Raw genomic sequence first — 24,493 nt, 5'->3', positions numbered from 1 at the left:
GAATTACCCGATCAATGTCCGTTGTTGAAAATGTGGTCGTCTTCCCTGAACCCATGACGGGTTGCGGTTGCGACTGCGCTGAAAGTGCGATGCAGATTAGCATCAGGCGTACCGGGCGGCCCAATGTTTAAAGGTTAAAGAGTGTCTATGGACCGCGTGCAAGGGTCCATAGTTTCGGTGGGCATGAAATCGCCATCGCGAGCAGGCTCGCTCCCACAGGGATTGTGCCGAATCCTGTGGGAGCGAGCCTGCTCGCGATGGCGTCAGTACAGACAACATCAATTCAAGAGTATTGGACCTCCATCTCATCCAGCTGATGATCAAAGCTCTTGAGCCGCGCCGTCCACGTATACACCAGCACTTCAAAGTCACGATTAATCACCGCCCCACCCGTCACTTCCGCGCGCGGATCGCAGAAGTCCAGCTGATAGCGTTCACGGGCCATCGCAGTGGCAACATCGGAGAGTTCACGGGCATTGTTGAGCCAGTGCCTGCCGTCGTCGCAGACTTGCTTGTCCAGCTCGAGACATTGCTTCTTCAAGGTCTCGAGGCTTTTTTCCAGCGGCGTGCCGGTGAGTTCGCCCATGACTTCCTGGAATGTGCGCCCCGGTTGCCAGTAGCTGCCCCAGAAATACCGGTCAAACACCGTTTCGACCCGACGCAAAGCCACCTTGGTGTCCCAGATCAGCACCAGGGTCTTGCCTTGTTCGAGTTGTCTTTTTTTGATGCGCTGGCCCTGGACTGAAGCCCAGGCCACCACGACGATTGCCATCACGGCAATCAGCGCCGCGGCGCTGTCGAGGAACACCAGCGCCTTGTCGATCTGGTGGGCCAGCATGATGCCGTAGAAATAGGTGGCCGACAGCAGAACCAATGCTGCGATAGCGCACCAGAAGCCGGGAGCATAAGGGTTTTTCATTATTAGATCCCCATGACCAACGCGAGCCTTGATCGATGAAATCGACGCGCGACTTCATCAAATCAAAGCATAGCAACGGCCTCAGGGTTTGCCGGGCTGTGACGCTTGCGTTCGTCCGCTTTCCCAACCACCGCCCAACGCGAGGAACAAATCGATCTGGCTCATGGCAACTTGGGTGTTGGCGGCGGCCAGTTGCGCGCGTACATCGGTGTAGGTGCGGGTGGCTTGCAGGTCCGCCAGGAACGACGCGCGGCCGGCCTGGAAGAAGCGGTGGGTCTGGTCTGCGGCCAGTTGCGCCGATTGTTCGGCATCGGCCAACGCATCGCGGCGTTGCAGCAGCGCGGAGTACTGCGCCAGGCTGGTCTGGGTTTCGCGGATGGCGTTGAGCACCACGCCATCGAAATGTGCCAGCGTGCCTTGGGTCGTCGCTTCAGCCTCACGGATTCGCGCCCGGGAGCCGTTGGACGGTACGGTCCAGGTCAGCAACGGCCCAAAGCCCCAGCGATTGGTCGCCGGTTTGCCGAGGTTTTCCAGGATGCCGACGGTACCGACGGTCGCGCCGATGCTGATGTCCGGGTACAACTCGCCCGTGGCGATGCCGATGCCGGCGGTCGCGGCAGCCAGTCGGCGCTCGGCCTGACGCACGTCGGGGCGGCGCTTGAGCAAGGTGGCGCCGTCACCGACCGGCAACAATTGAGTGATTTTCGGCAGCTCGTTGCAGGTGGCGGTGCCGGCCGGCAACTGCTCGACCGGTTTGGCCAACAGCATCGACAAACGGAACAACCCGGCCTGACGCGCGGCTTCATAACGCGGCATGTCGGCGCGCAAGGATTTGAATTGGGTTTGCGAGCGAGTGACCTGGGTTTCATCGCCGCGCCCGGCGTCGCGCAGACGCTGGATCAGGGTGGTGCCTTGGGCTTGCAGGTCGAGGGAATGCTGAGCAATTTCCCGCTCCTCATTGGCCGCGCACACTTGGGTGTAAGCCCGAACGACATCGGCTACCAAAGTGATGCGTGCGGTATCGGCGGCGGCTTGGGTCGCGTCGGCGTTGGCCTTGGCCGCCTCGATGCCGCGCTGCAAGGTGCCGAACAAATCGAACTGATACGAAGTGGTAATGCCGATGTCGCCGACGTTGGCTACGGGCACTTTATCCGCCAGCAAAAACGCTTCGCCGGACTCCTGCAAACGCTGGGCGCCGATCTTCACACCGCCGCTCCAGCCCCCCGCCGCCTGCGCTTCGTCGACCTGAGCGCGGGCCCGGGCCAGACTTGCTGCCGCCACGCGCAAATCGGTGTTGGTGGCCATGGCCTGCTGCACCAGCTGATCCAGGCGTGGGTCCTGATACAAGCGCCACCAATCGGCGGGCACCGGGGCCGAGACGACGTTTTTGCCGTTTGCCGCCAGATCGCCTTGCAAGTCTTCGCGGTGGATGGCGGCCTCGTCCGGCAAGTGATAATCCGGCCCGACCACCTGACAGGCCGACAGCAAAAAGCCTAATCCGGCGACGGCCAAACCCGAGGCCCTGCTCATTTCGCGGGCTCCTGCGGTTGGTCATCTATGATCGACACCGTCGCGGTGCGCCCGGCGATCATGCGGAAATCCGCCGGCACGTCAACAAAGGCAATCCGCACCGGGATCCGCTGGGCCAGCCGCACCCAGCTGAATGCCGGATTGACGTTGGGCAGCAGGTTGCTGCCGCTGCTACGGTCGCGGTCTTCGATGCCGGCGACGATGCTTTCCACACGGCCGCGCAAACGCGCGCGGTCGCCTACCACCCGGATGTCCACCGACTGGCCGACATGAATGCCGTCGAGTTTGGTTTCTTCAAAATAACCGTCGATGTGAAACGAATTGCTGTCCACCACCGACAACACCGGGCGCCCGGCGGTGACGAATTCCTGCGCGCGCGGAGCACGGTCGTTGACGTAACCGTCCACCGGGCTGCGAATGGTCGAGCGGTTGAGGTTGAGCTGGGCGCTGTCCACCGCCACCTGAGCTTCCATCAGCGCCACTTCGGCGCGAGCCACGCGGGACTGGCTTTCTTCCAGCTGCTCGCCCGGCACCAGATTGCCGAGGCCACGGTTACGCTTGGCTTCGCGTTGCGCCTGGGCCAGGGTTTCCTGACGGTCGGCGACCGCTGCCTTGGCCTGACGCAAGGCCAGTTTGAAACGGTCCTGATCAATGCTGAACAGCACTTGGCCGCGTTTCACCAATTGGTTGTCACGCACTTCCACTTGCTGGATCAGCCCGGACACGTCCGGGGCGATCTGCACGATGTCGGCACGGATGTGCCCGTCCCGGGTCCAGGGCGCGAACATGTAATACATCACCATGCGCCAGACCACGACGACGGCGAAGGTCACGATCAGCAGGGTCAGGACCACGCGACCGAGGGTCAAAAAAGGCTTTTTCATGTCATCAGGTATCGACTGAGTGAGTCCACGGCGCCGAGCAGCAAGGCGTAGAGAGCCACGTTGAACAATGCCCGGTGCCAGACCAGACGGTAAAAGTGCAGGCGCGTCAGCAACCCGTGCACCAACAGGAACAGCACGTACGTAATGCCCATCAGCACCAGCAGCGTGGGCAGGAACACCCCGCTGATATCCAGATCACCGATCATAAAGGCGCTCCATCGATGCCATGGGGAAGCGGTTCTTCGAGTCCGCCCGAGGCGACGAATTCAACCCCTGGCAGCAGCGACAGACGCAGACCGCTCAAGGCATGCAACAAGTGCAGACGCGTGCCGTCATCGCACTCGATGTTGAGGGCGCGGCGGGTGCGGTCGAGGGTCATCAGCAGCGGGCTCGGTGCCGGCAATCGCTCGCCGGCCTTGAGGCACGCTTTGAAATACTCGCCGACTTCGGCCACCACTTGATGCAGCAGTACTTGCGGTGCGCCGAGCACTCGCGGCGTGTAGGCAAGCAGGTCGAGCAAGTTCAGCGCTACGCGCACTTCCCGCAGTGCAATGCCGGTGTCTTGCCCGGTCATGGCCAGCCGCGGCAAATGCTGCATCAGGCGGTCGAGCATCTGCACACCGAGGTGGCGGTGTTCGGCCAACGTGGCTGGCTCGGTCAGGCTGACAATGTCGCGCCAGCTGAAACGGGTCAGGCGCTTGGCCGCCAGTTCCGCACCGAACGGCCGGGCGATCAGGGTCCAGACAAAAGCGAACAGCAAGCCGACGGGGCCGGCCAGGTTGGAGTTGGCGAAGCTGAGGAAATCCGCGTCGTAAGCGCCTTGAATGCTGATGAACGACGAGGTGTTGACCAGGGTCAGCAGCATGCCCAGGTAAAACTGCGGCTTGACCGTCAGGGTGCCGATGCAAATGAACGGTACGGCAAACGCCAGCACCAGCATCGGGAAGTCATGCAGGTTGGGCAGGACCAGAAACAGATAAAGGCTGGCAAACAGCACCGACATCGCGGTCCAGAAAAAGAACCGGAAAATCTGCGGCGCCGGGTCGTCCATCGAGGCAAAAAAGCTGCACGCCACCGCTGCCAGAATCACGGCGGCGCCACCGTCGGTCCAGCCGAGCAGAATCCACAGCACCGAGGCGACAATGATCGCGGTCACCGTGGACGCCGCCGAATAGAGCATCAGCCCACGGTCGAGAAACGGCGAGAGGCGACCCAGACGCCAATGCCGATACACCGCGCGCCAGCTGTCCTGGCTTTCGCACTGAATGGCGTATTGCAGGCTGCGGCAGTCTTGCCACACATCAATCCACTCGCCGAGGCGATACAACGCGTTGGAAAACAGCAGCTGCTTGCGGTCATCCAGCGCTTCGGCGGACGGTTGCAAGGCCTCAAGTTGATCTTTCAGTGCTTGCCAGCGAACGAGGTCGGCATCCTTGTGATTCAGCCATTCGGCAGTCGCGGTCAGCAGCGGCGCGAACTTATCCACAAGCTCGGGGGTTCTTCGTTCAAGGGCGTAGAGCGCGTCGTCGAGGGCGTCGATCACCGGCAGCAGGTGAATCATCCGCCCGCGCAGTTCCTTGGTGTTGCGCACCGTCTGCGGCCGCGCGCCCTCGTGGGGCAACTGACCGATCATCAACTCCAGGCTGTTGAAGGTCGCCACCATCGCCGAGCGCAAGGCACTGACTTCGTCCGGCTGTACGTTGCGGCTGAGGAAACGCAGGCTGTAAGTCGAGGCATCGGCGAACCATTTATTCACCGAATCGTTGAACACCGGCGCCAGCCGCCGTGGCCAGAACATCGCACCGACCACCGCCGCCACGGCGATGCCGAGGAAGATTTCCTCGGTTCGCGCTTCCGCGACATCCCACACCGCCAGCGGGTTATCGACCACCGGCAAGGCAATCAGCGGCAACGTGTAACCGGCGAGCATCAGCGCGTAACTGTTGGCCGTGCGCAGATGCAGGGACAGGAATAGCAACGTCCCGGTCCACAGCGCGATTACGACCACCAGCACATAGGGGCTCTGGACAAACATCGGCACGAAAAAAACCGCTGCCGCCGCACCGAGAAAAGTGCCGACCGCGCGGTACAACGCCTTGGAACTGGTGGGGCCGACAAACGGGCTGGAAACGATATACACGGTAGCCATCGCCCAATACGGACGCGGCATTTGCATGAGCATGGCGATGTACAGCGCAATCATCGACGCCGCAAACGTGCGCACCCCGTAAAACCAGTCCCGCGCCGGAGGAACGCCGGTAAAAAATCCGCTCAAGGGTTGGCCACCGACGGCGCGTTGGCCGCTTCAAAGGCTCTCAGCACTCGCAACGTCGCTTCCAGATCACTGCGGTCGATCCCTTCGAGCACTTCATGGCGCAACCGCACCAGCTCGATCTCGACAGCCTGCACCAACTCCCGACCGGTTTCCGTCAGGCTCAGGCATTTGGCGCGCCGGTCATGGACGTCTTCGGTGCGACGAACATAGCCGGCATGGCACAGCTGATCGAGCAGACGAACCAGCGACGGACTCTCCATCCCCGCCGCCTGCGCCACCGTCACCTGCCGCACACCCTCGCCCAGACGCCCGATCATCAACAATGGGACGGCGCAGGCTTCAGAGATTCCATAGTTGACCAGCGTGGTCTGGCAGATCTTCCGCCAATGCCTCGCGGCCACCACCATGGAGCTGCTGATGTTCATCTGGAGAGCGTCGAGATTTTTTGACACGAGGGGAAACACACACTGTTAGTTTGCTAACTATCAATATGGCATTGGAGGGGAAAGTTGGTCAAGTTTTGAAACAATTCTTAGCCGGACGGACCTTTTTTACGACACTCAACCGGACCCCAGGTTGAAATTACCTAGACGGCCCAGCATCGTTTCATAAAGCTCTGCCGAAACCAGATAGGCCTTGATCCTGTTGTTTTCCAGTACCGCAATAGGCCCATCTTGCGCCTCGCGGACCATCGCTCCTGCGCTTTTCGCGAGTTCAGAGATGCTGATGACTCTTTCTGCCAAAACACGTTGCATGACTCGGTCTCATGGTTGGACTCATCGTCATGAAAGCTACTTCAGCTCAGGTAATACATTTCAGAAAAGCTGTGACAAGGTTTTGCGCTCAGATTTTTACACCCCCCGCCCCTTCCTCATCAGCACATCCAGTTGATCCACCACCTCCGCCCAATCCGCGTCATCCAGAATCTCCTCCCGCAATAACTGCGCTTGGCCCTCACTCCAGAAAAACGCATCGGCCAAATGCAATTCTGGTTTGAGCGGTGAATGGGTGGCGATGAATTTGTCGATGCTTTCGGCGTCGTCCGGCAGGCCGAGTTGTTTGAACAGGGAAGGGAGGCTGTGGGTTGGGGATTCCATGGTGGGCTCCTTTTTTGTGGCAAATGATTGGGTGACTGCTTTGCAGTCAATCGCGAGCAGGCTCGCTCCCACAGGGACACGCGGTCAACTGTGGGAGCGAGCCTGCTCGCGATGACGGTATCACCGACGGCGCAAAACTCACTGGCTCAACTCTCGCACCTCGGCATGCGGCACCATTTTCAGGAACTGCGGCATTTCCATGTGCAGCAGATTGGTGTGGTTGCCGGCTTCCAGGTAGATATCTTTCTGCCGGGTCAGTAGCGGGTCGATAACGACCTCGATCCCATAGGATTCGCCCAAGGCTGGCACGGCGCCGCGTTCGCAATCATCGAACAGGTGCGGCAGGTTGCTTTCCCGGGAGATCTGCCATTCGCCACTGCTGCGAACTTTGCTCAGGTCCAGATGGCGGCTGGCGGGCAGCACAGCCATCAGGAAATGCCCGTGTTGGTCGTCGAGGATGACTGACTTGGCCACCCTTTCGGCAGGAATGCCCGCCAGGCGCGCGGTTTCAAGGCTGCTGGCCGAGTGCGGGTGGGAAACGATGTCATATTCGCAGTGCGCCTTGTCCAGGCTGTTCTGAAGGGTTTTTGCCATGCGCATGATGCACCTCGGTGTCCGCAAACACTGTTTGGCGGACGATGGTTAACACTTTTCTTCGTACTGAAAGTCTAGGCCTGCTGGCGCGTTCCGGAGTGAAATCCGCCCACCGGGCCAAGGTCAACAACTGGTCAAAATTCGTACAACCCACAGCTCAGCTAGACTGTATAAAGAACCATCAATGACTCTCCCGGAGGGTCACGTGAACACTCGTTGCTGGGCAATTGCGCTGCTGTTGGCCTTGAGCGGATCGGTCTTCGCGGCGGACACCGTCGTCCTGCTGGCCCCCAACCCAATGGGGATCTGGCTGATCACGTTCGGCATCGCCTTTCTGATCGCCGAGGCGGCGCTGCCCAATTACGGTGTGATCGGGCTGGGCGGCATTGTGATGTTCGTGATCGGCGCGGTGATCATGACTAACACCGAGGTGCCTGTGCCGTTGATGATCGGCCTCGGACTGATCAGTGCGCTGCTGTTGATCTTCCTGCTGATCCACGCCCTGAAAACCCGACCGCGCGAAAACGTCAGTGGCGACGCAGGACTGGTTGGCAGCGTGGCCCCGGTGTTGTCGCTGGCCGGCAATGTCTATAACGGCTGGGTGCACCTGCAAGGAGAAAAGTGGCAAGTCCTCAGCACTACGCCCCTGCAACCCGGGCAGAGGGTGCGGGTGGTGGCACGCAAGGGATTACTGCTGGAAGTGGCCGCGGCTGATGCGGCGTCGAAGGGAGAATAGACATGGGCCTGCAACTGGGTTTTGCCGCGCTGCTGTTACTGCTGATCGCGCTGGCGGGATCGACCTTCCGCATCCTGCGCGAATACGAGCGCGGGGTGGTGTTCCAGCTCGGGCGCTTCTGGCAGGTCAAGGGCCCTGGCCTGATCCTGCTGATTCCGGTGGTCCAGCAAATGGTCCGCGTCGACCTGCGGACCGTGGTCCTCGACGTACCGCCACAAGATGTGATCACCCGCGACAACGTCTCGGTCAAGGTCAATGCTGTGCTGTATTTCCGCGTGCTCGATCCACAGAAGGCCATCATCCAGGTCGAAGACTTTCTCATGGCCACCAGCCAATTGGCTCAGACCACGTTACGGGCGGTGCTCGGTAAACATGAACTCGATGAACTGCTGGCCGAACGGGAACGGCTGAACATCGACATCCAGCAAGTGCTCGACGCCCAGACCGATGCCTGGGGCATCAAGGTCGCGAACGTCGAGATCAAGCACGTGGACCTCAACGAATCGATGGTCCGCGCCATCGCCAAACAGGCAGAAGCCGAGCGGGAACGCCGGGCCAAGGTGATCCACGCCGAAGGTGAATTGCAGGCCTCGGAAAAACTCATGCAAGCGGCCGAGATGTTGGGGCGTCAGCCAGGGGCGATGCAGTTGAGGTACATGCAGACGTTGAGTTCGATTGCCGGAGACAAGACCTCGACTATTGTCTTTCCGTTGCCGATCGAGTTGCTCAAGGGGATGGCGGATTTGTCTTCCAAATCTTGACCTTCTGCGCAGACGCCAACGTCTGGTAGCTCCGTCGGAGATTTCCTTCAAGTTGTAGTGGTGTTGGTGAACTTGTTCCGGCCTGAACCCAGGTCTAGTCTGGGTTTGTCACTGAATAAACGGTGACACGGACGTGCAAGTCCGACGAAACTGTTTAGGTCGCAATTGCCATATCTCTCAATGAGCATTTAAGTGCTCACTGCTTTATGGCGGCTGCGCGCAGGAGATCCTCGGATCTGCTGGGTGTCCTAAACAGTCCCGGTCTTGCACACCTGCGCACGGCCGCCACCCCATTCGCGTGCAAGCGAACGGTGACGGCTCCAACTTAACTGTTTAGGGTGTTTTATATGATCAAAGTAACTCCGAATCCTCCAGAGAACTCTGGAGCCGATTCCGAAGATTCTCTCGAGGCCGAAAAACTCAAAGAAGCCGCTGACCGCGCCTTCGCCCACTACTTCCCCCCGGCTGACGGAAAACCAGCCAGGCGCCGCAAAGGCGCGCTTTTCTCGGTCTCCCCCGACATCGACACCGAAGCCCTGTTGGCCAACGCCTCCGAAGACCTGCTGTCCATCAGCGCCATTGCGGCCGATCTCGCGGACGACGTGGACGGGACACGGCGCTCGGTAGCCCTGGCACTCAGCCGCATGGCCGATGGCGTGCAGTTGCTCGTAGAGCGGGCGCTGGATCATTGGGAGGCGTTGCAAATGGCGAAGGCTCAAACCAAGGTTTAGCCGGATAGTTTTTCGGTGAATCGACCGCCGCTATCGCGAGCAGGCTCACTCCCACAGGGGATCCCGGTCGTACACATAGTTAGTATTCACTGAAGATCAACTGTGGGAGATGAAGCAGGCTCAGGCCAAGGTTTAGCCGGGTAGATCTGTGGTGACTTGACCGCCGCCATCGCGAGCAGGCTCACTCCCACATTGAATCTCAGTCCTACACATAATTTGTGTTCCCTGAAGATCAACTGTGGGAGTGAGCCTGCTCGCGATGGCGTCAGTACTGTCAATGCATGACTTGGCAACTAGCGCCTTCAAGGCACCCGCGCCCAACGCTCTACCCGCTCACGCAACAACGCCTCAGCGGATACACCGACTCCCATCCCCCGCCCAACGCCTTGTACAAACCCACCATCGCCAACGAAACCCCGGTCGAGCTCTCCACAAACTGTTCCTGAGTCGCCAGCAACGCGCCTTGCACCGTGAGGACATTGACGAAATCCACCACCCCTTCCACATATTGCTGCTGCGCGGTGCGCAGGGCGATCTGGTTTTGGCGGACGGCTTCGGCGAGGCTGTCGCGGCGCAGTTGGCTGGCATTGTAGGCGCTCAGTTGATCGTCGATTTCATGCCATGCGCGTAGTACGGTTTGTTGGTAGGCGATGGCGGCTTCCTGTTGCTGGGCCTCGCGCAAGTTCAAGACCCCGCGCAGGCGGCCGCCATCGAACAGCGGCAGACTGAATTGCGGGCCGATGCCGAAAGCGCGCGAGCCCCAAGAGCCGAAATCGCTGAGCTGCATGGCTTGCGAACCGATGTTGCCGGACAGGGTGATCCGCGGATAGAAGTCACCCTTGGCCACGCCGATGCTCGCGGTCGCGGCATGCAGGCGGGCTTCGGCCTGACGGATATCCGGGCGGCGTTCGGCCAGTTGCGACGGCAGGCCAATGGCAACCTGACGTGGGGTTTGCGGTACGGGCACGTCGGTGGATAACTCGGCGTGCAGCGCTTGAGGCGGTTCGCCCATCAGCAAGCTCAAGGCGTTGATCAGTTGCGACTGACGCTGTTCCAACGCGGGCAGGCGCGATTCGATGGCGGCGACTTGGGCGGCCGCTTCGGCGACGTCCAGGTCAGTGGCGACGCCGTCGGCCAGACGCAGTTGCGAGAGTTTCAGACTGTGCCGGGCGACGTCGAGGTTTTGTTCGGTGACAGCCCGAGTGCTTTGTACGCCGCGCAGTTGAATGTAGTCCTGAGCGGTTTCGGCGAGTACCGACAGCAACACACCACGGCGATCGTTTTCCGCGACTTCCAGGGTCGCGTCGGCGGCTTCGGTTTCGCGGCGAACACGGCCCCAAAAATCCAGCTCCCAGGACGCGGAAAAGCCTGCGTCCCAGAGGTTGAACGCCGAGTCGCCGTTGTTGCCCGAGGGATCGTTCAGGCCTTCGCCGCTGTTGCGTTTGCGCCCGTAACTGCCGGTGGCGGCGGTGTTTGGATAACGGTTGGCGGTGATCACCTGGCGTGCGGCGCGACTTTGCTGCAAGCGGCTGCTGGCGAGTTTCAGGTCGAGGTTGTCGGTCAGGGCGCGCTGGGTCAGGGCCGAGAGTTTCGGGTCGTTGAAGACTTCCCACCAGCGTTCGTTCATGTCGGTGGGGACTGCTTCACTGGCGGCGCTTTTGGACGGTTTTGACCACTCGGTGATTTGTTGTGGTTGAGGTTTCTGGAAGTCCGGGCCGACGGTGCAGGCTGAAAGGCTCATGACGAGTAAGGCGCACAAGGTGAGTTGAGGCCACCGGCCTCTTCGCGAGCAGGCTCGCCGCAGGGGACCGCGTTTCAATGTGGGAGCGGGCTTGCTCGCGAAGGCGTCAGTCCGGTCAACAAAGCTCTTCATCGCTGAACCACCTCAGACGCCGTGGCCCCACCGGCAGTATCAATCCTCGCCTCCACCGACATCCCCACCCGCAACCGCTCAGCCAATGCCTGACCCGGTTCCAGCACAATCTTTACCGGAATCCGCTGCACCACCTTGGTGAAGTTGCCAGTGGCGTTGTCCGGCTTGATCGAAGCGAAGGTGACACCGGTGGCCGGCGCGATGCTCTCGACGCGACCCGTCAAGACTTCACCACCAAGGCTGTCGACACGCACTTGCACGTCCTGCCCCGGCTTCACGTCGGTCAGTTGGGTTTCCTGGAAATTGGCGACCACGTAAGCCTGCGCCAGCGGCACCACCGCCAGAATCTTGCTGCCCGGTGTCACGTAAGCACCGACCCGCACCGCCCGCTCGCCCACCATGCCGTCCTGAGGGGCAACGATGCGCGTGTAAGACAGCTCGTAGCTGGCCATTTCCAGCGCCGCTTGCGCCCGCTTCAATCCGCCGTCAGCCGCATCGCGCTGAGCCGTGAGGATCTCCACCTGCTTGCGCTCCGCCGCCAGCACCGCCGTGACGTTGGCCAACCGCGCGGCGGCCTGATCGATGCGCGTGCGCGCCTGCTGAGCATTCTGCACCGTGCCGGCACCGACCCCGGCGAGGTGGTTGTAGCGATTCAACTCATGCTCGGCAAAGGCCATTTCAGCCTTGGCCGACACCACCGTGGCCTGGGCCTGGGCGATCACCGACGCCTGGCGCTCAAGGGTCGCTCGAGCGTTTTGCAGTTGCGCCCTGGCCACCAGCGTCTCGGCGTCGGCGGCCTGGGCGGCGGCACGCAGATCGCGGTCATCGATCAACGCCAGCAACTGCCCGGCCTTGACCTGCTGGTTGTCTTCCACCAGCACTTCCTTGATGAACCCGGCTACGCGAGGCACCACCAAGGTGAAGTCCGCCGAGACAAAGGCATCGTTGGTGTTCTGCTGCGTGCGTTTGCCGAAAAGGCCTGGCGCCAGCAGATAAATCAGCACGCCGACCGCCACCACTGCGGCGACGCCGACAGCCACTTTTTGCTTTTTTTGAGTCGTCATAAAAACCTTCTGTTTCAGTGAAGCGTTCATGTCGGTGCGCGCGGTGGATAAATCCGCGTCGGCAGCCAGAAAATCAGCAGGATCAGCGCCAGCGCAACGCCGGTCATGCACAGATAAAGATCCGATGAGGTCAGCACCACGGCCTGCTCATGCAGACGATGGGCAAGGCCCGCGCTGTCGCTGTCTGCCAGAGGGGAGTTGCCGAGGTTGTCCACCAGCATGGTCGAATGGAAATGCAGCCTTGCCGTGGTCAACGCCTCGATCACCCCGGTGGCGACCACCGCTGACAGGCCTTTCACGGTGTTGAACCAGGCCGAGGCGTACGGGCCTTCCATCGGTGTGATGCTGCCGGTAGAGAGCATCAGCAGCGGCAGCACCGCCATGGGCTGACCGAAGATTTGCAGCCATTGCAGCGCGTAGAAATCGTCACGAATCCACACCGACGTCAGCTGCGAACCACCGATACACGACAGCGCCAACATGCTCAGGCCGAGCCCCAGCACCCATCGGCAATCGACCCAACGCAGGTTGCACAGCGCCGCCACCAGCGGCAGCGCGATCAACTGCGGCAGGGCCGCCAACAACATGATCGGCGCGGTCTGAACCGGGCGATATCCCTGGACCTGCGCCAGGTAGCTGGAGGGGATAATGATCACCGCCAGCAACACCACCAACACCCCGGCCAGCGTCAGCAAGGCGAACGCCAGATTGCGGATGCCGAGCATTTGCATCTTGAAAAACGGGATCGGCTGCGACCATTCGTTGATCAGGAAAAGCACCAGCATCAACAGCCCGCCGCCGAGCAATCCGCAGATCAGGCTCGACTCGAACCAATCCAGCCGATTGCCTTGCAGAATGCCGATCACCAGCATGCAAATCGCCGGAAACCCTAGCAGCAAGCCGCGCCAGTTGAATCGCTTGAAGCGCTCCAGACGCAGCGGATCCTGCGGCAAGCCGTAAGCCACCGCCGCCATGGCAATCAGGCACGGGGCGATGATTTGCCAGAAGGTCCATTGCCAGCCGACGTACTCGGTCCACAAACCGGCCAGAGGGGTGCCGAGCCCTGGTCCGAAGGTGGCCGTCAGGGCATAGCCCGCCAGACCGTAAAGTTTCACGTTGGCCGGTAAAAAGCGCAGCGCGACGGTCATCAGCATCGGCGGAAGTGCGCCCCCAGCCAGGCCTTGCAAGGTACGCAAAAGCAGCAGGCTTTCGTAATTCGGGGCGAACGGGCACAACACGCCCAGCAGGGTGAAGGCGCTGATGGCGCAGAGGGTGAAGCGCCGCAGCGAGAACGTCACCGAGCACCACGGCGCAAAGGCCATGGCCGCTACCGAGGTCGCCGTGTAGCTGGCGACCAGCCAGGTGCCTTCGTCATAGCCGATGGCCAATGCGCCGCGAATGTCGGCCAGGGCGACTTTGGTCACCATCTCGTTGAGGCCCGACACCAGCACCGCCAGCAACACGCCTACCAGACCGATGATGATCCGCGGGCCGAAGACGGGCGGCGTAACGGCGGCTGGACTGGCCGCGGCGAGAGGTGCCGCGACCGTGAGGGAAGTCATTGACTGCAAGCTCCGGGGGTTGAATACCGGAGCATTTTAAGAAGCGCGGGACCTTACGAAAACTGACTTATTGGCAGGTTATAAGTGCGCCCGATGCAGCAATTCAATCCCCCTGTAGGAGCGAGCCTGCTCGCGATAGCGGTGGATCAGTCAACATCTATGTTGAATGTGATAGCCCTATCGCGAGCAGGCTCACTCCCACAGGGATTGGGGTGAACTTCAAGAGGGTTGCGCGGCCAGCCACGTCTCGTCGCAGCAAGCCTTGAGCGTCTCGCGCAGCCAGCGATGTGCCGGGTCCTTGTCGAAACGCGGGTGCCAGGCTTGGGTCAGCATCAGGGTGGGCAGGGGAATCGGCAGGGTAAACGAGCGCAGCTTCAAACCCAGGCGCCGCACACTCAACAGCGCTTCCTTGGGCACCGGCAAAATCAGGTCGGAATCCGGCAGTGCAAACATCGCCGCGTGGAAGCTCGGCGCAATCACCGCCACCCGCCGCTCCAGCCCAAGTGCATTGAGTGCGGCATCGATCGGGCCGCGAGCAATGCCGCGACGGGACATGCTGATATGGGAGAAACCAGCGAAGCGCTCGGCGGTAATCTCTTCGTCGAACAGCGGATGGTCTTCGCGAACCAGGCCAACGAAATGCGTGGAAAACAGATTCTGAATCTTCACTTCAGGGGTCAGCGGCCGGGTATTGCTGATGCTCAGGTCGATCCGCCCTTCGCGCAGCGCTTCATCGTCGCCGTCGCCTTCGGGGACGAAGCGCAACTCACAATGCGGCGCCTGGCGGTCCAGGGTGTCAAACAGCTTGCCGCCGTAGACGCCGACAAAAAAGTCATTGGCCCGGATGCTGAACCGACGGCGCAACGAACCCAACTCCACCGCATCGGCCGAGCGAAACAGCAACGCGGCCTGCTCCACGACATCGCGCACTTGCTCGCGAAGCTCCAGCGCCTTGGGCGTCGGGACTAAACCACGACCGGCGCGCACCAGAATCGGGTCGCCGATGGCCTCGCGGATACGCGTGAGTGTTCGGCTCATTGCCGCCGGACTGAGGTTCATCCGCCGCGCAGCGCCCACCACGCTGCCCTCGTCGAGCAAGGCGTCGAGAGCGACTAACAGGTTCATGTCCGGGAGTTGCATGCTGAGCACTCGTGTCTGGGCTGGGTTGATTCAGACGCAATGCTAGCAAACATCCTTGAATTGGGTGGTGGTTGCACTGACGCCTTCGCGAGCAAGCCCGCTCCCACATTGGTTTTTGTGATCGACACAAATCCAATGTGGGAGCGGGCTTGCTCGCGAAGGGGCCAGACCAGACACCGCAAATCTTACCGTTGCATCCCCCACCGCTTCACCGTAACCCGCTCCAGCGTGTCAAACACCAGGTTCTCCACCAGCAACCCAATCAAAATCACCACCGCCAACCCGGCAAACACCTTGTCGGTGTACAGCTCATTACGATTCTGAAAGATGTACCAGCCCAACCCGCCCTTGCCGCTGGTGGCGCCAAACACCAATTCCGCTGCGATCAGCGTTCGCCACGCAAACGCCCAGCCGATTTTCAGCCCGGCAAGAATCGACGGCAGCGCCGCCGGGATCAGGATGAACAGCACGAAACGCATGCCCTTGAGGCCGTAATTGCGCCCGGCCATGCGCAGGGTTTCCGAGACGCCGAGAAACCCTGCATAGGTATTCAGCGCCAAGGCCCAGAGCACCGAATGCACCAGCACAAAAATCAGGCTGTTCTGCCCCAGCCCAAACCACAGCAGCGCCAACGGCAACAGCGCAATCGCCGGCAGCGGATTGAACATCGAGGTCAACGTGCTCAGCAGATCACGACCGAACTGCGTCGACACCGCCAGGGTCGTCAGGGCAAACGCCAGGACGATGCCGATCAAGTAACCCTTGAGCAACACCACCAGCGAAATCCAGACTTTGCCCAGCAGTTCGCCGCTGAGCAAACCGTCATACAGCGCGCTGCCGGTTTGCAGAAAACTCGGCAGCAGCAGGTCGTTGTTCTGTACGCGGGCAACCACCTCCCACAGCACTGCGAGCAGAATCAGGATCAGGCTTTTACGCAGCCAGGCCTGTTGCCAGAGGCGCTGACCGAGCGGTAATTCCCTCTCCACCGGCACGCTGGTCAATGGCTGCAAAACGGTTTCGAATTCTTCACGCGCAGATGATAAATGGCTCATCGGGCACTCCTCTCAATGGCTCAATAAGCGATGCGAATGTCGGAAAAATCCAGCTCACGCTCGGTTTCCGGCGACTGACCTTCATCGAACAACAACCGATGAATCCGTCGCGCTGATTCCTGAAATGCCACGCCACCGAGGCTGTGCAAATCGTATTGATGGCTGTGGACTTCGGCCCGCACCCGACCCGGATGCGGCGACAGCAACAGAATGCGATTGCCCACCACCAGCGCTTCTTCGATGGAGTGAGTGACGAACAGCAGCGTGAAACGCACCTCTTCCCAGAGCAGCAGCAATTCTTCCTGCATCTTGCGGCGGGTGAGCGCATCGAGGGCGGCGAAGGGTTCGTCCATCAGGAGGATTTTCGGCTGCATCGCCAACGCCCGTGCGATCGCCACTCGCGCCTTCATGCCGCCGGACAAAGTGTGCGGATAGGCATCGGCAAACGCCGCCAGTCCGACCTTGTCCAGATAGTGCAGCGCACGTTCTTCGGCCTCTTTGCGCTTGAGGGTTTTTGAGGCGAGAAGCGGAAACATGACGTTCTGCTTCACGGTTTTCCACGGCGGCAGCTGATCGAATTCCTGGAACACCACAATCCGGTCCGGCCCCGGCGCATGAACGGTTTGCCCTTGCAGCCGGATCTCGCCCTCGCACGGTTGAATGAATCCGGCGACCGCTTTGAGCAGCGTCGATTTACCGCAACCCGACGGCCCCAGCAACACAAAGCGGTCCGCCGGATCGATTTCGAAACTGACCTGATGCGTCGCCCGAACCACGCGCTGCGGCGTGCGGTATTCGAGGCTGACATGGTCGACGGACAGCAGCGCCTGGGCTGCTGCGATCAGGTTGCTGGCCGTGTGGCCTTGCAAAGGGGCGTTCATCTCGATCAGCTCCCTTGCAACGGTTTGGCGTCCTGGAAGAAGTAGTCCTTCCACGAATCCGGTTTGGTTCTGATCGCGCCGACGCGGTAAAGGAATTCGGCCAATGGGTAGGTATTTTTCGGCGTGACGCTGAATTCGAACTGCGGGTTATCGATAATTTTCAGCAACGCGGCACGGTCGATTTTCGCTTTGGTGACCCGGATGTAAGTGTCGGCGGCAGCGCCTTTATCGTTCTGGGCAAACTGCGCGGCTTCGGTCAGCGCTTCAACGAAGGCTTTATAGGTTTTCGGGTTCTCGTCGCGGAATTTCTCGGTGGCGAACAGCACCGTCGGCGAGTTCGGGCCGAGCAGGTCGTAGGTGTTCAGCACCACGTGCACGTTCGGGTTTTCCAGCGCCTGGTCCTGGAACGGCGGGTTGGAGAAATGCCCGGTCAATTCGGTGCCACCCGCGATCAGCGCGGCGGTGGCGTCCGGGTGCGGCAACGCGATGGTGTACTTGTCGAGTCGATTGAAGTCCTTGTCACCCCATTGCTTGGCGGCTGCGTATTGCAGGAAGCGCGACTGCACCGAAACGCCGACTGCCGGCACCGCGATACGGTCCTTTTCGGAGAAGTCGGCGATGGTTTTGACCTTGGGGTTGTTGCTCACCAGGTAGTACGGGAAGTTGCCGAGGGAGGCGACGGCTTTGACGTTTTGCTTGCCGTGAGTGCGGTCCCAGATGGTCAGCAGCGGACCGACGCCTGCACCGGCAATATCAATCGAGCCTGAAAGCAGCGCATCGTTGACCGCCGCGCCACCGGACAATTGGGTCCAGTCGACTTTGATGTCGATGCCTTCCTGTTTGCCGTACTTCTCGATCAGGTTCTGATCGCGCACCACATTGAGCAATAGATAAACGATGCCGAACTGCTCGGCGATGCGGATTTCACCTTCGGCGTGGGCCACGGTCGGCGCCACCAGACTGCCGGCGATCAGGCTGAATCCCAAACCGATGGCAGCGGCCAGCGGCGCGAAAGGAAGACGTTTGGACATGGAAGTTCTCCGACAAATCAGAAAGGCGCGTCGCCCTGGATGGTGGTGCGATACAGCTTGCGGCGCAGATGGCTTGGGCATCCGGCGGCGAGGTGGATCAGCGAGCGGTTGTCCCAGAACACCAGGTCGTGGGCCTGCCATTGATGGCGGTAGATGTTTTGCGGCAGCACGCTGTGGGCGTAGAGCTCGTCGAGCAGTTGCTTGCTCTCGTCTTCCGGCAAACCAACGATGCGGGTAGTGAAGCCTTCGCTGACAAACAACGCCTTGCGACCATTTTCCGGATGCGTGCGCACGATCGGGTGAACCACTTCGGCCACTTGAGCCAGTTGCTCCGGCGTCAGGGTCGGGCGCCAGTTGCCTTCAAATTTGGTCTCGCTGTAGCGCGCCGTGTAGGAGTGTGCGGCCGAGCGACCTTCGACGGCTTTGCGCAGCGCTTCCGGCAGGCTGTCCCAGGCTTTGTGCATGTCGGCGAACAACGTGTCACCACCTTCGGAGGGCAGTTCCTGGGCGTGCAGCATCGAGCCCAGGCTCGGCAGTTCTTTATAGGAAAGGTCGGAGTGCCAGAACTTGCCGGCGTCACCGAGGCCGATGGATTGGCCGTTTTCGATGATGTTGGAAACGATGAGGATTTCCGGGTGGCCAGCCAGCAGGAACTGCTTGAGCACATGGATCTGCAACACGCCGAATCGACGGCTGAAAGCGATTTGCTGCTCGGGGGTAATGCGCTGGTCGCGGAACACCACGACGTGATGATCGAGATGCGCGCGGTGGATACGGGCGAAATCCTGATCATTGATCGGGCGGGACAGGTCCAGGCCGATGATTTCGGCACCGACAGCGCCGCTGAACGGGCGAATGTCGAAGGTTTGTGGCGCGATTGCGGGTGAGGCAGAGACGGCTGACATAAAAATCACTCCCACGCACGGCACGCTCAAGGGCGCGCACGTCGATCAAGAAACTCACGGAGGTCCCGTGTTGGTTCGTGTCGTGCGGCGCGCCGATTGGTCGGCAGGTACGCAGGAGAGTGACTTTATAGGTATAAGAATTGAACTTTAAATACCGTTAGCGAATAACGATATGGCAGAACAGGCAATGAATCACCTGTGGCGAGGGAGCTTGCTCCCGTTGGACTGCGAAGCAGTCCTTTTTTTTGGGATCAAGAGGGGGCCGCTTCGCGCCCCAGCGGGAGCAAGCTCCCTCGCCACAGGTTTGTTTTCTACCGCTCGTGCAAAGCCTCGGCCCGAGCCCGGATAATCGGCTTGAGCAGATAACTGAGAACAGTCTTCTTGCCAGTAATGATATCCACCGAAGCCACCATCCCCGGAATGATCAGCAACGGCTTTTCATCCGTCCCCAGGTGACTGCGATCCGTACGCAGCTTGATGATGTAATACGTGGTCTTCTTGTCTTCATCGGTGATGGTGTCTGCACCGATCTGTTCAAGCCTGGCCTTCAGCCCACCATAAATGGTGTAGTCATACGCCGTGAACTTCACCGTCGCTTCCTGGCCCGGGTGCAGGAATGCGATGTCTTGCGGGCGGATCTTCGCTTCCACCAGCAAGGTGTCGTCCAGCGGCACAATTTCCACCAGGTCGCTGCCCGGCTGGATCACGCCGCCAATGGTATTCACCAGCAGCTTGTTGACGATGCCGCGCACCGGCGATGTCACCAGCGTCCGGCTGACCCGGTCTTCCAGCGCTTTGCCGGTGGCCTGGGCCTTGTTCAGGTCGGTGCGCGCCTCGTTGAGTTGGGTCAGGGCTTCGCTGCGGAACTTGCCGCGTGTCTCGTCGATCTTGCGCTGCACTTCCTTGATCGCCGATTCAGCGCGAGGGATCGCCAGCGTCGTGGCGTCCAGTTGCCCACGGGTTTCGACCTCGGCACGCTTGAGCCGCAACACCTCGACCGGCGACACCGCGCCCTGGGCCACCAGCGGCTCGGACATGTTGATTTCCTGACGCTGCAACGACAGTCCATTACGGTACTGCGACTGTTTGGAGGTGAATTCGCGCAGCTCTTGCTGACGCTGGATCAATTGCTCCTGCAAACCACCAATCTCATCGTGCAGTTGCTGACGACGGCTGATGTACAACGACTCTTCACTGGCCGCCTGACCGGGGACAGCTTTCAGCACATCGGCGGGGAAGTTCAGCGGACGGTCATCGACCTCGGCACTCAAGCGCTCCACGCGCAGCAGCATCGACAGACGATCGGCTTCGGTCTCGCCAACGTTGGAGGCAAAGCGTGTGTCGTCCAGACGAATCAGCGGCGCACCGGCGTCGACAATCTGCCCTTCGGTGACGTACAGCTCGGAGACGATACCGCCCTCAAGGTTCTGGATTTTCTGGATCTTTGACGACGGAATGGCCTTGCCGTCGCCCTTGGTGACTTCGTCGATCACCGCGTAATTGGCCCAGAGCATCAGGAACACGAAGAAGCCGATGATCGCCCAGATCGTCAGCCGCACCACGCGCGGGGCGTCTTCGATAAGGGCTTTATTGACCTCGGGAAGTGGCTGGCCATGCAGCGACTCGGAGCCTTTGAAGTAACGGCGGATCGAATCCTTGAAACCCGACTTAAGCAACACTGATCTGCCCCTTTTTCAACGCTTCCATCACGGCGGCTTTCGGGCCATCGGCGAGAATTTGTCCACGGTCGATGACGATCAGGCGATCCACCAGCGACAACAGCGATGCCCGGTGCGTCACCAGCACCACGGTCTTGTTTTCGATCACTGCGGCGAGGCGTTGCTTGAGGCGTTCTTCACCGGTGTTGTCCATTGCGCTGGTCGGTTCATCGAGCAGCAGGATCGGCGGGTTGAGCAGCAACGCACGGGCCAGGGCCACATTCTGGCGCTGACCGCCGGACAGGTTCTGCCCGCGCTCACCGACTTGCAGTTCATAGCCTTGGGGGTGCAGACGGGCGAACTCGTGCACACCGGCCAGTTCGGCGGCTTGCAGCACCATTTCATCCTCTACATAGCGCGCACCCGAGACCAGGTTGTCGCGCAGGGTGCCGGCCAGCAGCTGGATGTCCTGCGCCACGTAGCCGATGTTGTGGCGCAATTCGCTGACGTCGATCTGACGGATGTCGACGCCGTCCACCAGCAAGGCGCCATCGTCCGGTTGATAGAGACCCACCAGCAGTTTGGCCAGGGAGCTTTTGCCTGAGCCACTGCGACCGATGATGCCGATCTTCTCGCCCGGTTTGATGCTCAGGTTGATGTTGTGCAGCGCCGCGTTCTGTTGGTTCGGGTAAGTGAAGTTCATCTGCCGGCATTCGATGGCGCCTTGCAGCACCTTACGGCTCAACGGGCGCTCTTCGAAGTTGCGCTCTTGCGGCAGCTCCATCATTTGATCGACGGAGGTCATGGTCACCCGCGCTTGCTGGTAGCGGGTCAACAAGCCGGACAACGAAGCCAGCGGGCTGAGCGCGCGACCGCTGAGCATGTAGCAGGCAATCAGACCGCCCATGCTCAGGTTGCCGGCGATGATCTGGTACACGCCGAAGACGATCATGATCACCCCGGCCAGTTGCTGGATCAGCAAGGTGATGTTCATCGCCAATCCGGAGAGCATTTTCACCCGCAGCTCGAGGCGGCTGAGGGTGCCAATGGTCTGTTCCCACTGATATTGGCGCTCGCTTTCAGCGTTGTTGACCTTCACCGCATCGAGGCCGGCGAGGGTTTCGATCAGGCTCGACTGGCGCTCGGCGCCGAGGGCCATGGTTCGCTCCATGGTCGCCACCAGCGGTTTCTGCAGCGCATAGCCGATCAGCAAGGCAATCGGGAACGCCAGCACCGGAATCCATACCAGGTGCCCGCCGAGAATGGCGATGACCATGAAGATCAGCAGCGTAAACGGCAGATCGATCAGACTGGTCAGGGTCAGCGAGGCGAGGAAGTCTCGCAGGCTCTGAAACTCATGGATGTTCTGGGCGAAGCTGCCGACCCGGGCCGGGCGGTACTTCATGGCCATACCGACGATGCGCTCGAACAACGTCGCCGAGATGATCAGGTCGGTTTTCTTCCCGGCCAGGTCCAGGCACAAACTGCGCAGGCTCTTGAGGATCAGGTCGAACAGATACGCCCCGGTGATGCCGATGGCCAGCACCCACAGCGTCGATTCAGCCTGGTTCGGCACCACGCGGTCGTAGACGTTCATCACGAACAGCGGCGCGGCCATGGCGATGATGTTGATCAGGAAACTGGCGGCGATGGCGTCGGCGTACAGCCAGCGCGAACGCTTGAGGGTGTCGCGAAACCACGAGCGTGCGCGGGGGATCAGCGTGCCGTGATTGACGTCGAATTTGTGCTGGGGTTGAGCGAAGAACACTTTGCCGATGTAGTCGTCGTCCAGCAGTTCGCGACTGACGAGGCTTTCGCCACCGTCGCTTTCGCTGATCAGCAGGCGGGCCTGGTCTTCACCGTGCCAGCCGAGCAGGACGGCACTGCGACCATCCTTGAGCAGCAACAGCGCCGGCATCGCAATCGCCGGAATCTGCTCCAGCTTGCGCACCAGCACGCGCCCTTGCAGGCCGGCGCGAGCGGCAGCGCGAGGCAGCAGTTCAACGCTCAGGCGCTGCTTGGGCAACGGCAGGCCGGTGGTCAACATCGCGGCGCTGGCCGGCTTTTGATGCAGGGTGCAAAGGGCTAGCAGACCATCCAGTAGCGGATCATCGTGCAGCGCGCGTGGATCATGAATGAGTTGAACTCGACTGACTTCTGATTCCACGCTCGGCACTCTTGGCTAACAGTAAAAAAGGGAAGACTCAATTCATCCCGGGTAGCTGGACCCTGGGCTTCACGTCGTTCTGCACAACGGATGCCAACGGTGCGACCACTCCCTGGCTCCTGAGCAACTCGCCCATGGTCGCCTTGATTCGGTACTGAGTAAATAACTGAATGTTTTTGATCTCCGCCAAGCGACGGGCAGCGGTGAACAGTTCGTTTTCACTGTCGAGCAGGTCCAGCAAGGTGCGCTCGCCCAGGCTGAACTGCTTCTGGTACGCAGTGCGCACGCTGGTGCTGTGATCGACATATTGCTGGGCGATCGGCACTTGAGCGTTGGCGTTGTTCAACGCGTTCCAGGCCAGGCCCAACTCTTCGTTCAATACGCGCAGCGCGTTGTTGCGGATATCCAGCGCCTGGTTGGACAGGTAGGACTTGGATTCCAGATCAGCCTTGTTGCTGCCACCGGCATACAGATTGAAGCGCATGCGCAACATGGCCTGCCATTCGTTGCTGTGACCGTTTTGGCCGTCGAGATCGTTGTCGGCGGAGCGACCCAGTTCGGCATCGAAGCGCGGGTAGAAGGACGATTTGGCAGCGTCGTACTGTTTCTCGGCCGCAGCGATGTCGGACTCGGCAGATCGCAAGATCGGGCTGTTTTCCAGCATCTGCGCGCGGGCTTCATTCAAGTTGGCCGGCAACAGCGCGAGGAAATCCGCAGGACGCTCCAGTTGATCGGGCATCTGGCCCACGGCGCTGAGGAAGTTGGTCTCGGCGTCCGCCAGGTTGGTCTGTTCGGTGATCAGGTTGTTGCGTGCCTGGGCCATACGCGCTTCGGCCTGATCGAGGTCGGCACCGCTGCCGACGCCGCGCTGGGTGCGCAATTTGATCTGGTCAAAAATCCGTTCGTGGCTTTTCAGGTTGTCTGTGGCCAGGCGCACGAATTCGCGGCGGGTCAGTACATCCAGATAAACCTGAGCCACGGTGAGCGCGGTGCGTTCGGAGGTGCCCAGCAAGGAATAAGCACGGGAATTAACGGTGGCTTGTTGACGCCCCACTTCACTGGACGTCGCAAAACCGTCAAAGACCATTTGCGACAGGCGCAAACTTGACTCGCTACGGTTCAGGGTTTCCCAGTGATTGTCGTTTCCGGCAGCACGCGTGGTGACGCTGTCAGTGCCTTCGCGACCATAACCGCCCAGCAGATCGACCCGCGGAAGGTATCCACCTTTTGCTGCCTTTAACTGATAATCCGCGGCCAATCGACTATTAACACCTGCCTGGATTTCCGGATGGACATCCAACGCCTGTTGCATGGCCTCGGGAAGTGACTGCGCCTGAACAAAACTGGCGGCAAGGGCGAAGGGTAAAGCCTTGAACAGTTGCAAACGCATGGTTGGAATTTCCCGGAATTACTTGTCTTGAATCACTGCAGAACGTGCCGCTGCATCGGATGATGACCATCGGAATGACCGTGTGTCGGAAAGTTTGAATTTGTAGCGGAGTCGCCCTCAACGGGGCAGGTTGTTACCTAAATATCAATGTGACATTACGGGGGCGAGTGTTTAGGATGACAACACTAAGGTCAATAGTTTGGCATATAGTTTATAGCGAAAAAATATAGCCAATTTGTTGAC

23 protein-coding genes are annotated in these 24,493 nt (G+C 60.4%); 3 read left to right on the top strand and 20 right to left on the bottom strand.

The window, feature by feature from the left end:
- Window positions 1-283 precede the first annotated feature (283 nt).
- From ACA070_RS00785 to ACA070_RS00745, 9 genes are all read right to left on the bottom strand, one after another.
- Window positions 284-919, bottom strand: a complete 636-nt coding sequence (locus ACA070_RS00785) for an NADH:ubiquinone oxidoreductase subunit N (protein WP_461983427.1) — start codon at window positions 917-919, stop codon at window positions 284-286.
- An 81-nt stretch (window positions 920-1,000) separates the two neighbouring features.
- Entirely contained in the window at window positions 1,001-2,449 is a 1,449-nt protein-coding gene (locus ACA070_RS00780; RefSeq protein WP_497449670.1) for an efflux transporter outer membrane subunit, read from the bottom strand.
- On the bottom strand, window positions 2,446-3,333 hold the full coding sequence (locus ACA070_RS00775; RefSeq protein ID WP_497449669.1) for an efflux RND transporter periplasmic adaptor subunit: 888 nt from the start codon (window positions 3,331-3,333) through the stop codon (window positions 2,446-2,448). Before ACA070_RS00775 ends, ACA070_RS00780 begins: the two co-directional genes overlap by 4 nt.
- Window positions 3,330-3,539, bottom strand: coding sequence for a DUF1656 domain-containing protein (locus tag ACA070_RS00770; RefSeq protein WP_008148151.1), 210 nt, complete (start codon window positions 3,537-3,539; stop codon window positions 3,330-3,332). The genes ACA070_RS00775 and ACA070_RS00770 overlap by 4 nt, the downstream gene beginning before the upstream one ends.
- Window positions 3,536-5,608, bottom strand: coding sequence for an FUSC family protein (locus ACA070_RS00765; protein ID WP_497449668.1), 2,073 nt, complete (start codon window positions 5,606-5,608; stop codon window positions 3,536-3,538). The genes ACA070_RS00770 and ACA070_RS00765 overlap by 4 nt, the downstream gene beginning before the upstream one ends.
- A complete protein-coding gene (locus ACA070_RS00760; protein WP_497449667.1) occupies window positions 5,605-6,033 on the bottom strand; it encodes a MarR family winged helix-turn-helix transcriptional regulator in 429 nt (142 codons plus the stop codon). Before ACA070_RS00760 ends, ACA070_RS00765 begins: the two co-directional genes overlap by 4 nt.
- A gap of 135 nt (window positions 6,034-6,168) precedes the next feature.
- Window positions 6,169-6,363, bottom strand: coding sequence for a type II toxin-antitoxin system Phd/YefM family antitoxin (locus ACA070_RS00755; protein WP_497449666.1), 195 nt, complete (start codon window positions 6,361-6,363; stop codon window positions 6,169-6,171).
- A gap of 96 nt (window positions 6,364-6,459) precedes the next feature.
- Window positions 6,460-6,705 carry a DUF2789 domain-containing protein gene (locus tag ACA070_RS00750; protein ID WP_131060483.1) on the bottom strand — a complete coding sequence of 82 codons (246 nt, stop codon included), beginning with the start codon at window positions 6,703-6,705 and terminating at the stop codon, window positions 6,460-6,462.
- A 138-nt stretch (window positions 6,706-6,843) separates the two neighbouring features.
- Window positions 6,844-7,305, bottom strand: a complete 462-nt coding sequence (locus ACA070_RS00745; RefSeq protein ID WP_497449665.1) for an aminoacyl-tRNA deacylase — start codon at window positions 7,303-7,305, stop codon at window positions 6,844-6,846.
- A 199-nt stretch (window positions 7,306-7,504) separates the two neighbouring features.
- Between ACA070_RS00745 and ACA070_RS00740 the strand changes: the two genes are divergently transcribed.
- The 3 genes from ACA070_RS00740 to ACA070_RS00730 all read left to right on the top strand — a co-directional run bounded on the left by ACA070_RS00740 (window position 7,505) and on the right by ACA070_RS00730 (window position 9,527).
- Window positions 7,505-8,035: an NfeD family protein gene (locus tag ACA070_RS00740; RefSeq protein WP_497449664.1), complete on the top strand. Its 531-nt coding sequence runs from the start codon at window positions 7,505-7,507 to the stop codon at window positions 8,033-8,035.
- 2 nt (window positions 8,036-8,037) lie between these two features.
- Complete coding sequence (locus ACA070_RS00735; protein WP_131060480.1) at window positions 8,038-8,796, top strand: slipin family protein; 759 nt, start codon at window positions 8,038-8,040, stop codon at window positions 8,794-8,796.
- A gap of 347 nt (window positions 8,797-9,143) precedes the next feature.
- Entirely contained in the window at window positions 9,144-9,527 is a 384-nt protein-coding gene (locus ACA070_RS00730; protein WP_461956538.1) for a DUF6124 family protein, read from the top strand.
- A gap of 325 nt (window positions 9,528-9,852) precedes the next feature.
- Here ACA070_RS00730 and ACA070_RS00725 read toward each other — a convergent pair whose 3' ends face one another.
- The 11 genes from ACA070_RS00725 to ACA070_RS00675 form a co-directional block, all read right to left on the bottom strand.
- A complete protein-coding gene (locus tag ACA070_RS00725) occupies window positions 9,853-11,400 on the bottom strand; it encodes an efflux transporter outer membrane subunit (protein ID WP_497449663.1) in 1,548 nt (515 codons plus the stop codon).
- Window positions 11,397-12,464, bottom strand: a complete 1,068-nt coding sequence (locus tag ACA070_RS00720; RefSeq protein ID WP_497449662.1) for an HlyD family secretion protein — start codon at window positions 12,462-12,464, stop codon at window positions 11,397-11,399. Before ACA070_RS00720 ends, ACA070_RS00725 begins: the two co-directional genes overlap by 4 nt.
- 26 nt (window positions 12,465-12,490) lie before the next feature.
- The gene (locus tag ACA070_RS00715) at window positions 12,491-14,026 is read right to left on the bottom strand and encodes an MFS transporter (protein ID WP_497449661.1); all 1,536 of its coding nucleotides are present in this window, start codon (window positions 14,024-14,026) and stop codon (window positions 12,491-12,493) included.
- 219 nt (window positions 14,027-14,245) lie between these two features.
- On the bottom strand, window positions 14,246-15,166 hold the full coding sequence (locus ACA070_RS00710) for a LysR family transcriptional regulator (protein WP_497449660.1): 921 nt from the start codon (window positions 15,164-15,166) through the stop codon (window positions 14,246-14,248).
- A gap of 185 nt (window positions 15,167-15,351) precedes the next feature.
- Entirely contained in the window at window positions 15,352-16,218 is an 867-nt protein-coding gene (locus ACA070_RS00705; protein WP_497449659.1) for an ABC transporter permease, read from the bottom strand.
- Window positions 16,219-16,238: 20 nt separating this feature from the next.
- Window positions 16,239-17,099, bottom strand: coding sequence for an ABC transporter ATP-binding protein (locus ACA070_RS00700; RefSeq protein WP_497449658.1), 861 nt, complete (start codon window positions 17,097-17,099; stop codon window positions 16,239-16,241).
- A gap of 5 nt (window positions 17,100-17,104) precedes the next feature.
- Entirely contained in the window at window positions 17,105-18,130 is a 1,026-nt protein-coding gene (locus ACA070_RS00695; protein ID WP_497449657.1) for an ABC transporter substrate-binding protein, read from the bottom strand.
- A gap of 17 nt (window positions 18,131-18,147) precedes the next feature.
- Entirely contained in the window at window positions 18,148-19,035 is an 888-nt protein-coding gene (locus ACA070_RS00690) for a TauD/TfdA dioxygenase family protein (RefSeq protein ID WP_497449656.1), read from the bottom strand.
- 311 nt (window positions 19,036-19,346) lie between these two features.
- Entirely contained in the window at window positions 19,347-20,714 is a 1,368-nt protein-coding gene (locus tag ACA070_RS00685) for an HlyD family type I secretion periplasmic adaptor subunit (RefSeq protein ID WP_461956530.1), read from the bottom strand.
- Window positions 20,704-22,860: a type I secretion system permease/ATPase gene (locus ACA070_RS00680; protein ID WP_497449655.1), complete on the bottom strand. Its 2,157-nt coding sequence runs from the start codon at window positions 22,858-22,860 to the stop codon at window positions 20,704-20,706. Before ACA070_RS00680 ends, ACA070_RS00685 begins: the two co-directional genes overlap by 11 nt.
- 37 nt (window positions 22,861-22,897) lie before the next feature.
- The gene (locus tag ACA070_RS00675) at window positions 22,898-24,250 is read right to left on the bottom strand and encodes a TolC family outer membrane protein (RefSeq protein WP_497449654.1); all 1,353 of its coding nucleotides are present in this window, start codon (window positions 24,248-24,250) and stop codon (window positions 22,898-22,900) included.
- Window positions 24,251-24,493: the final 243 nt, after the last annotated feature.

The organism is Pseudomonas sp. LBUM1678, from assembly GCF_059695575.1.
This window is presented reverse-complemented; position numbering and strand designations above follow the sequence as displayed.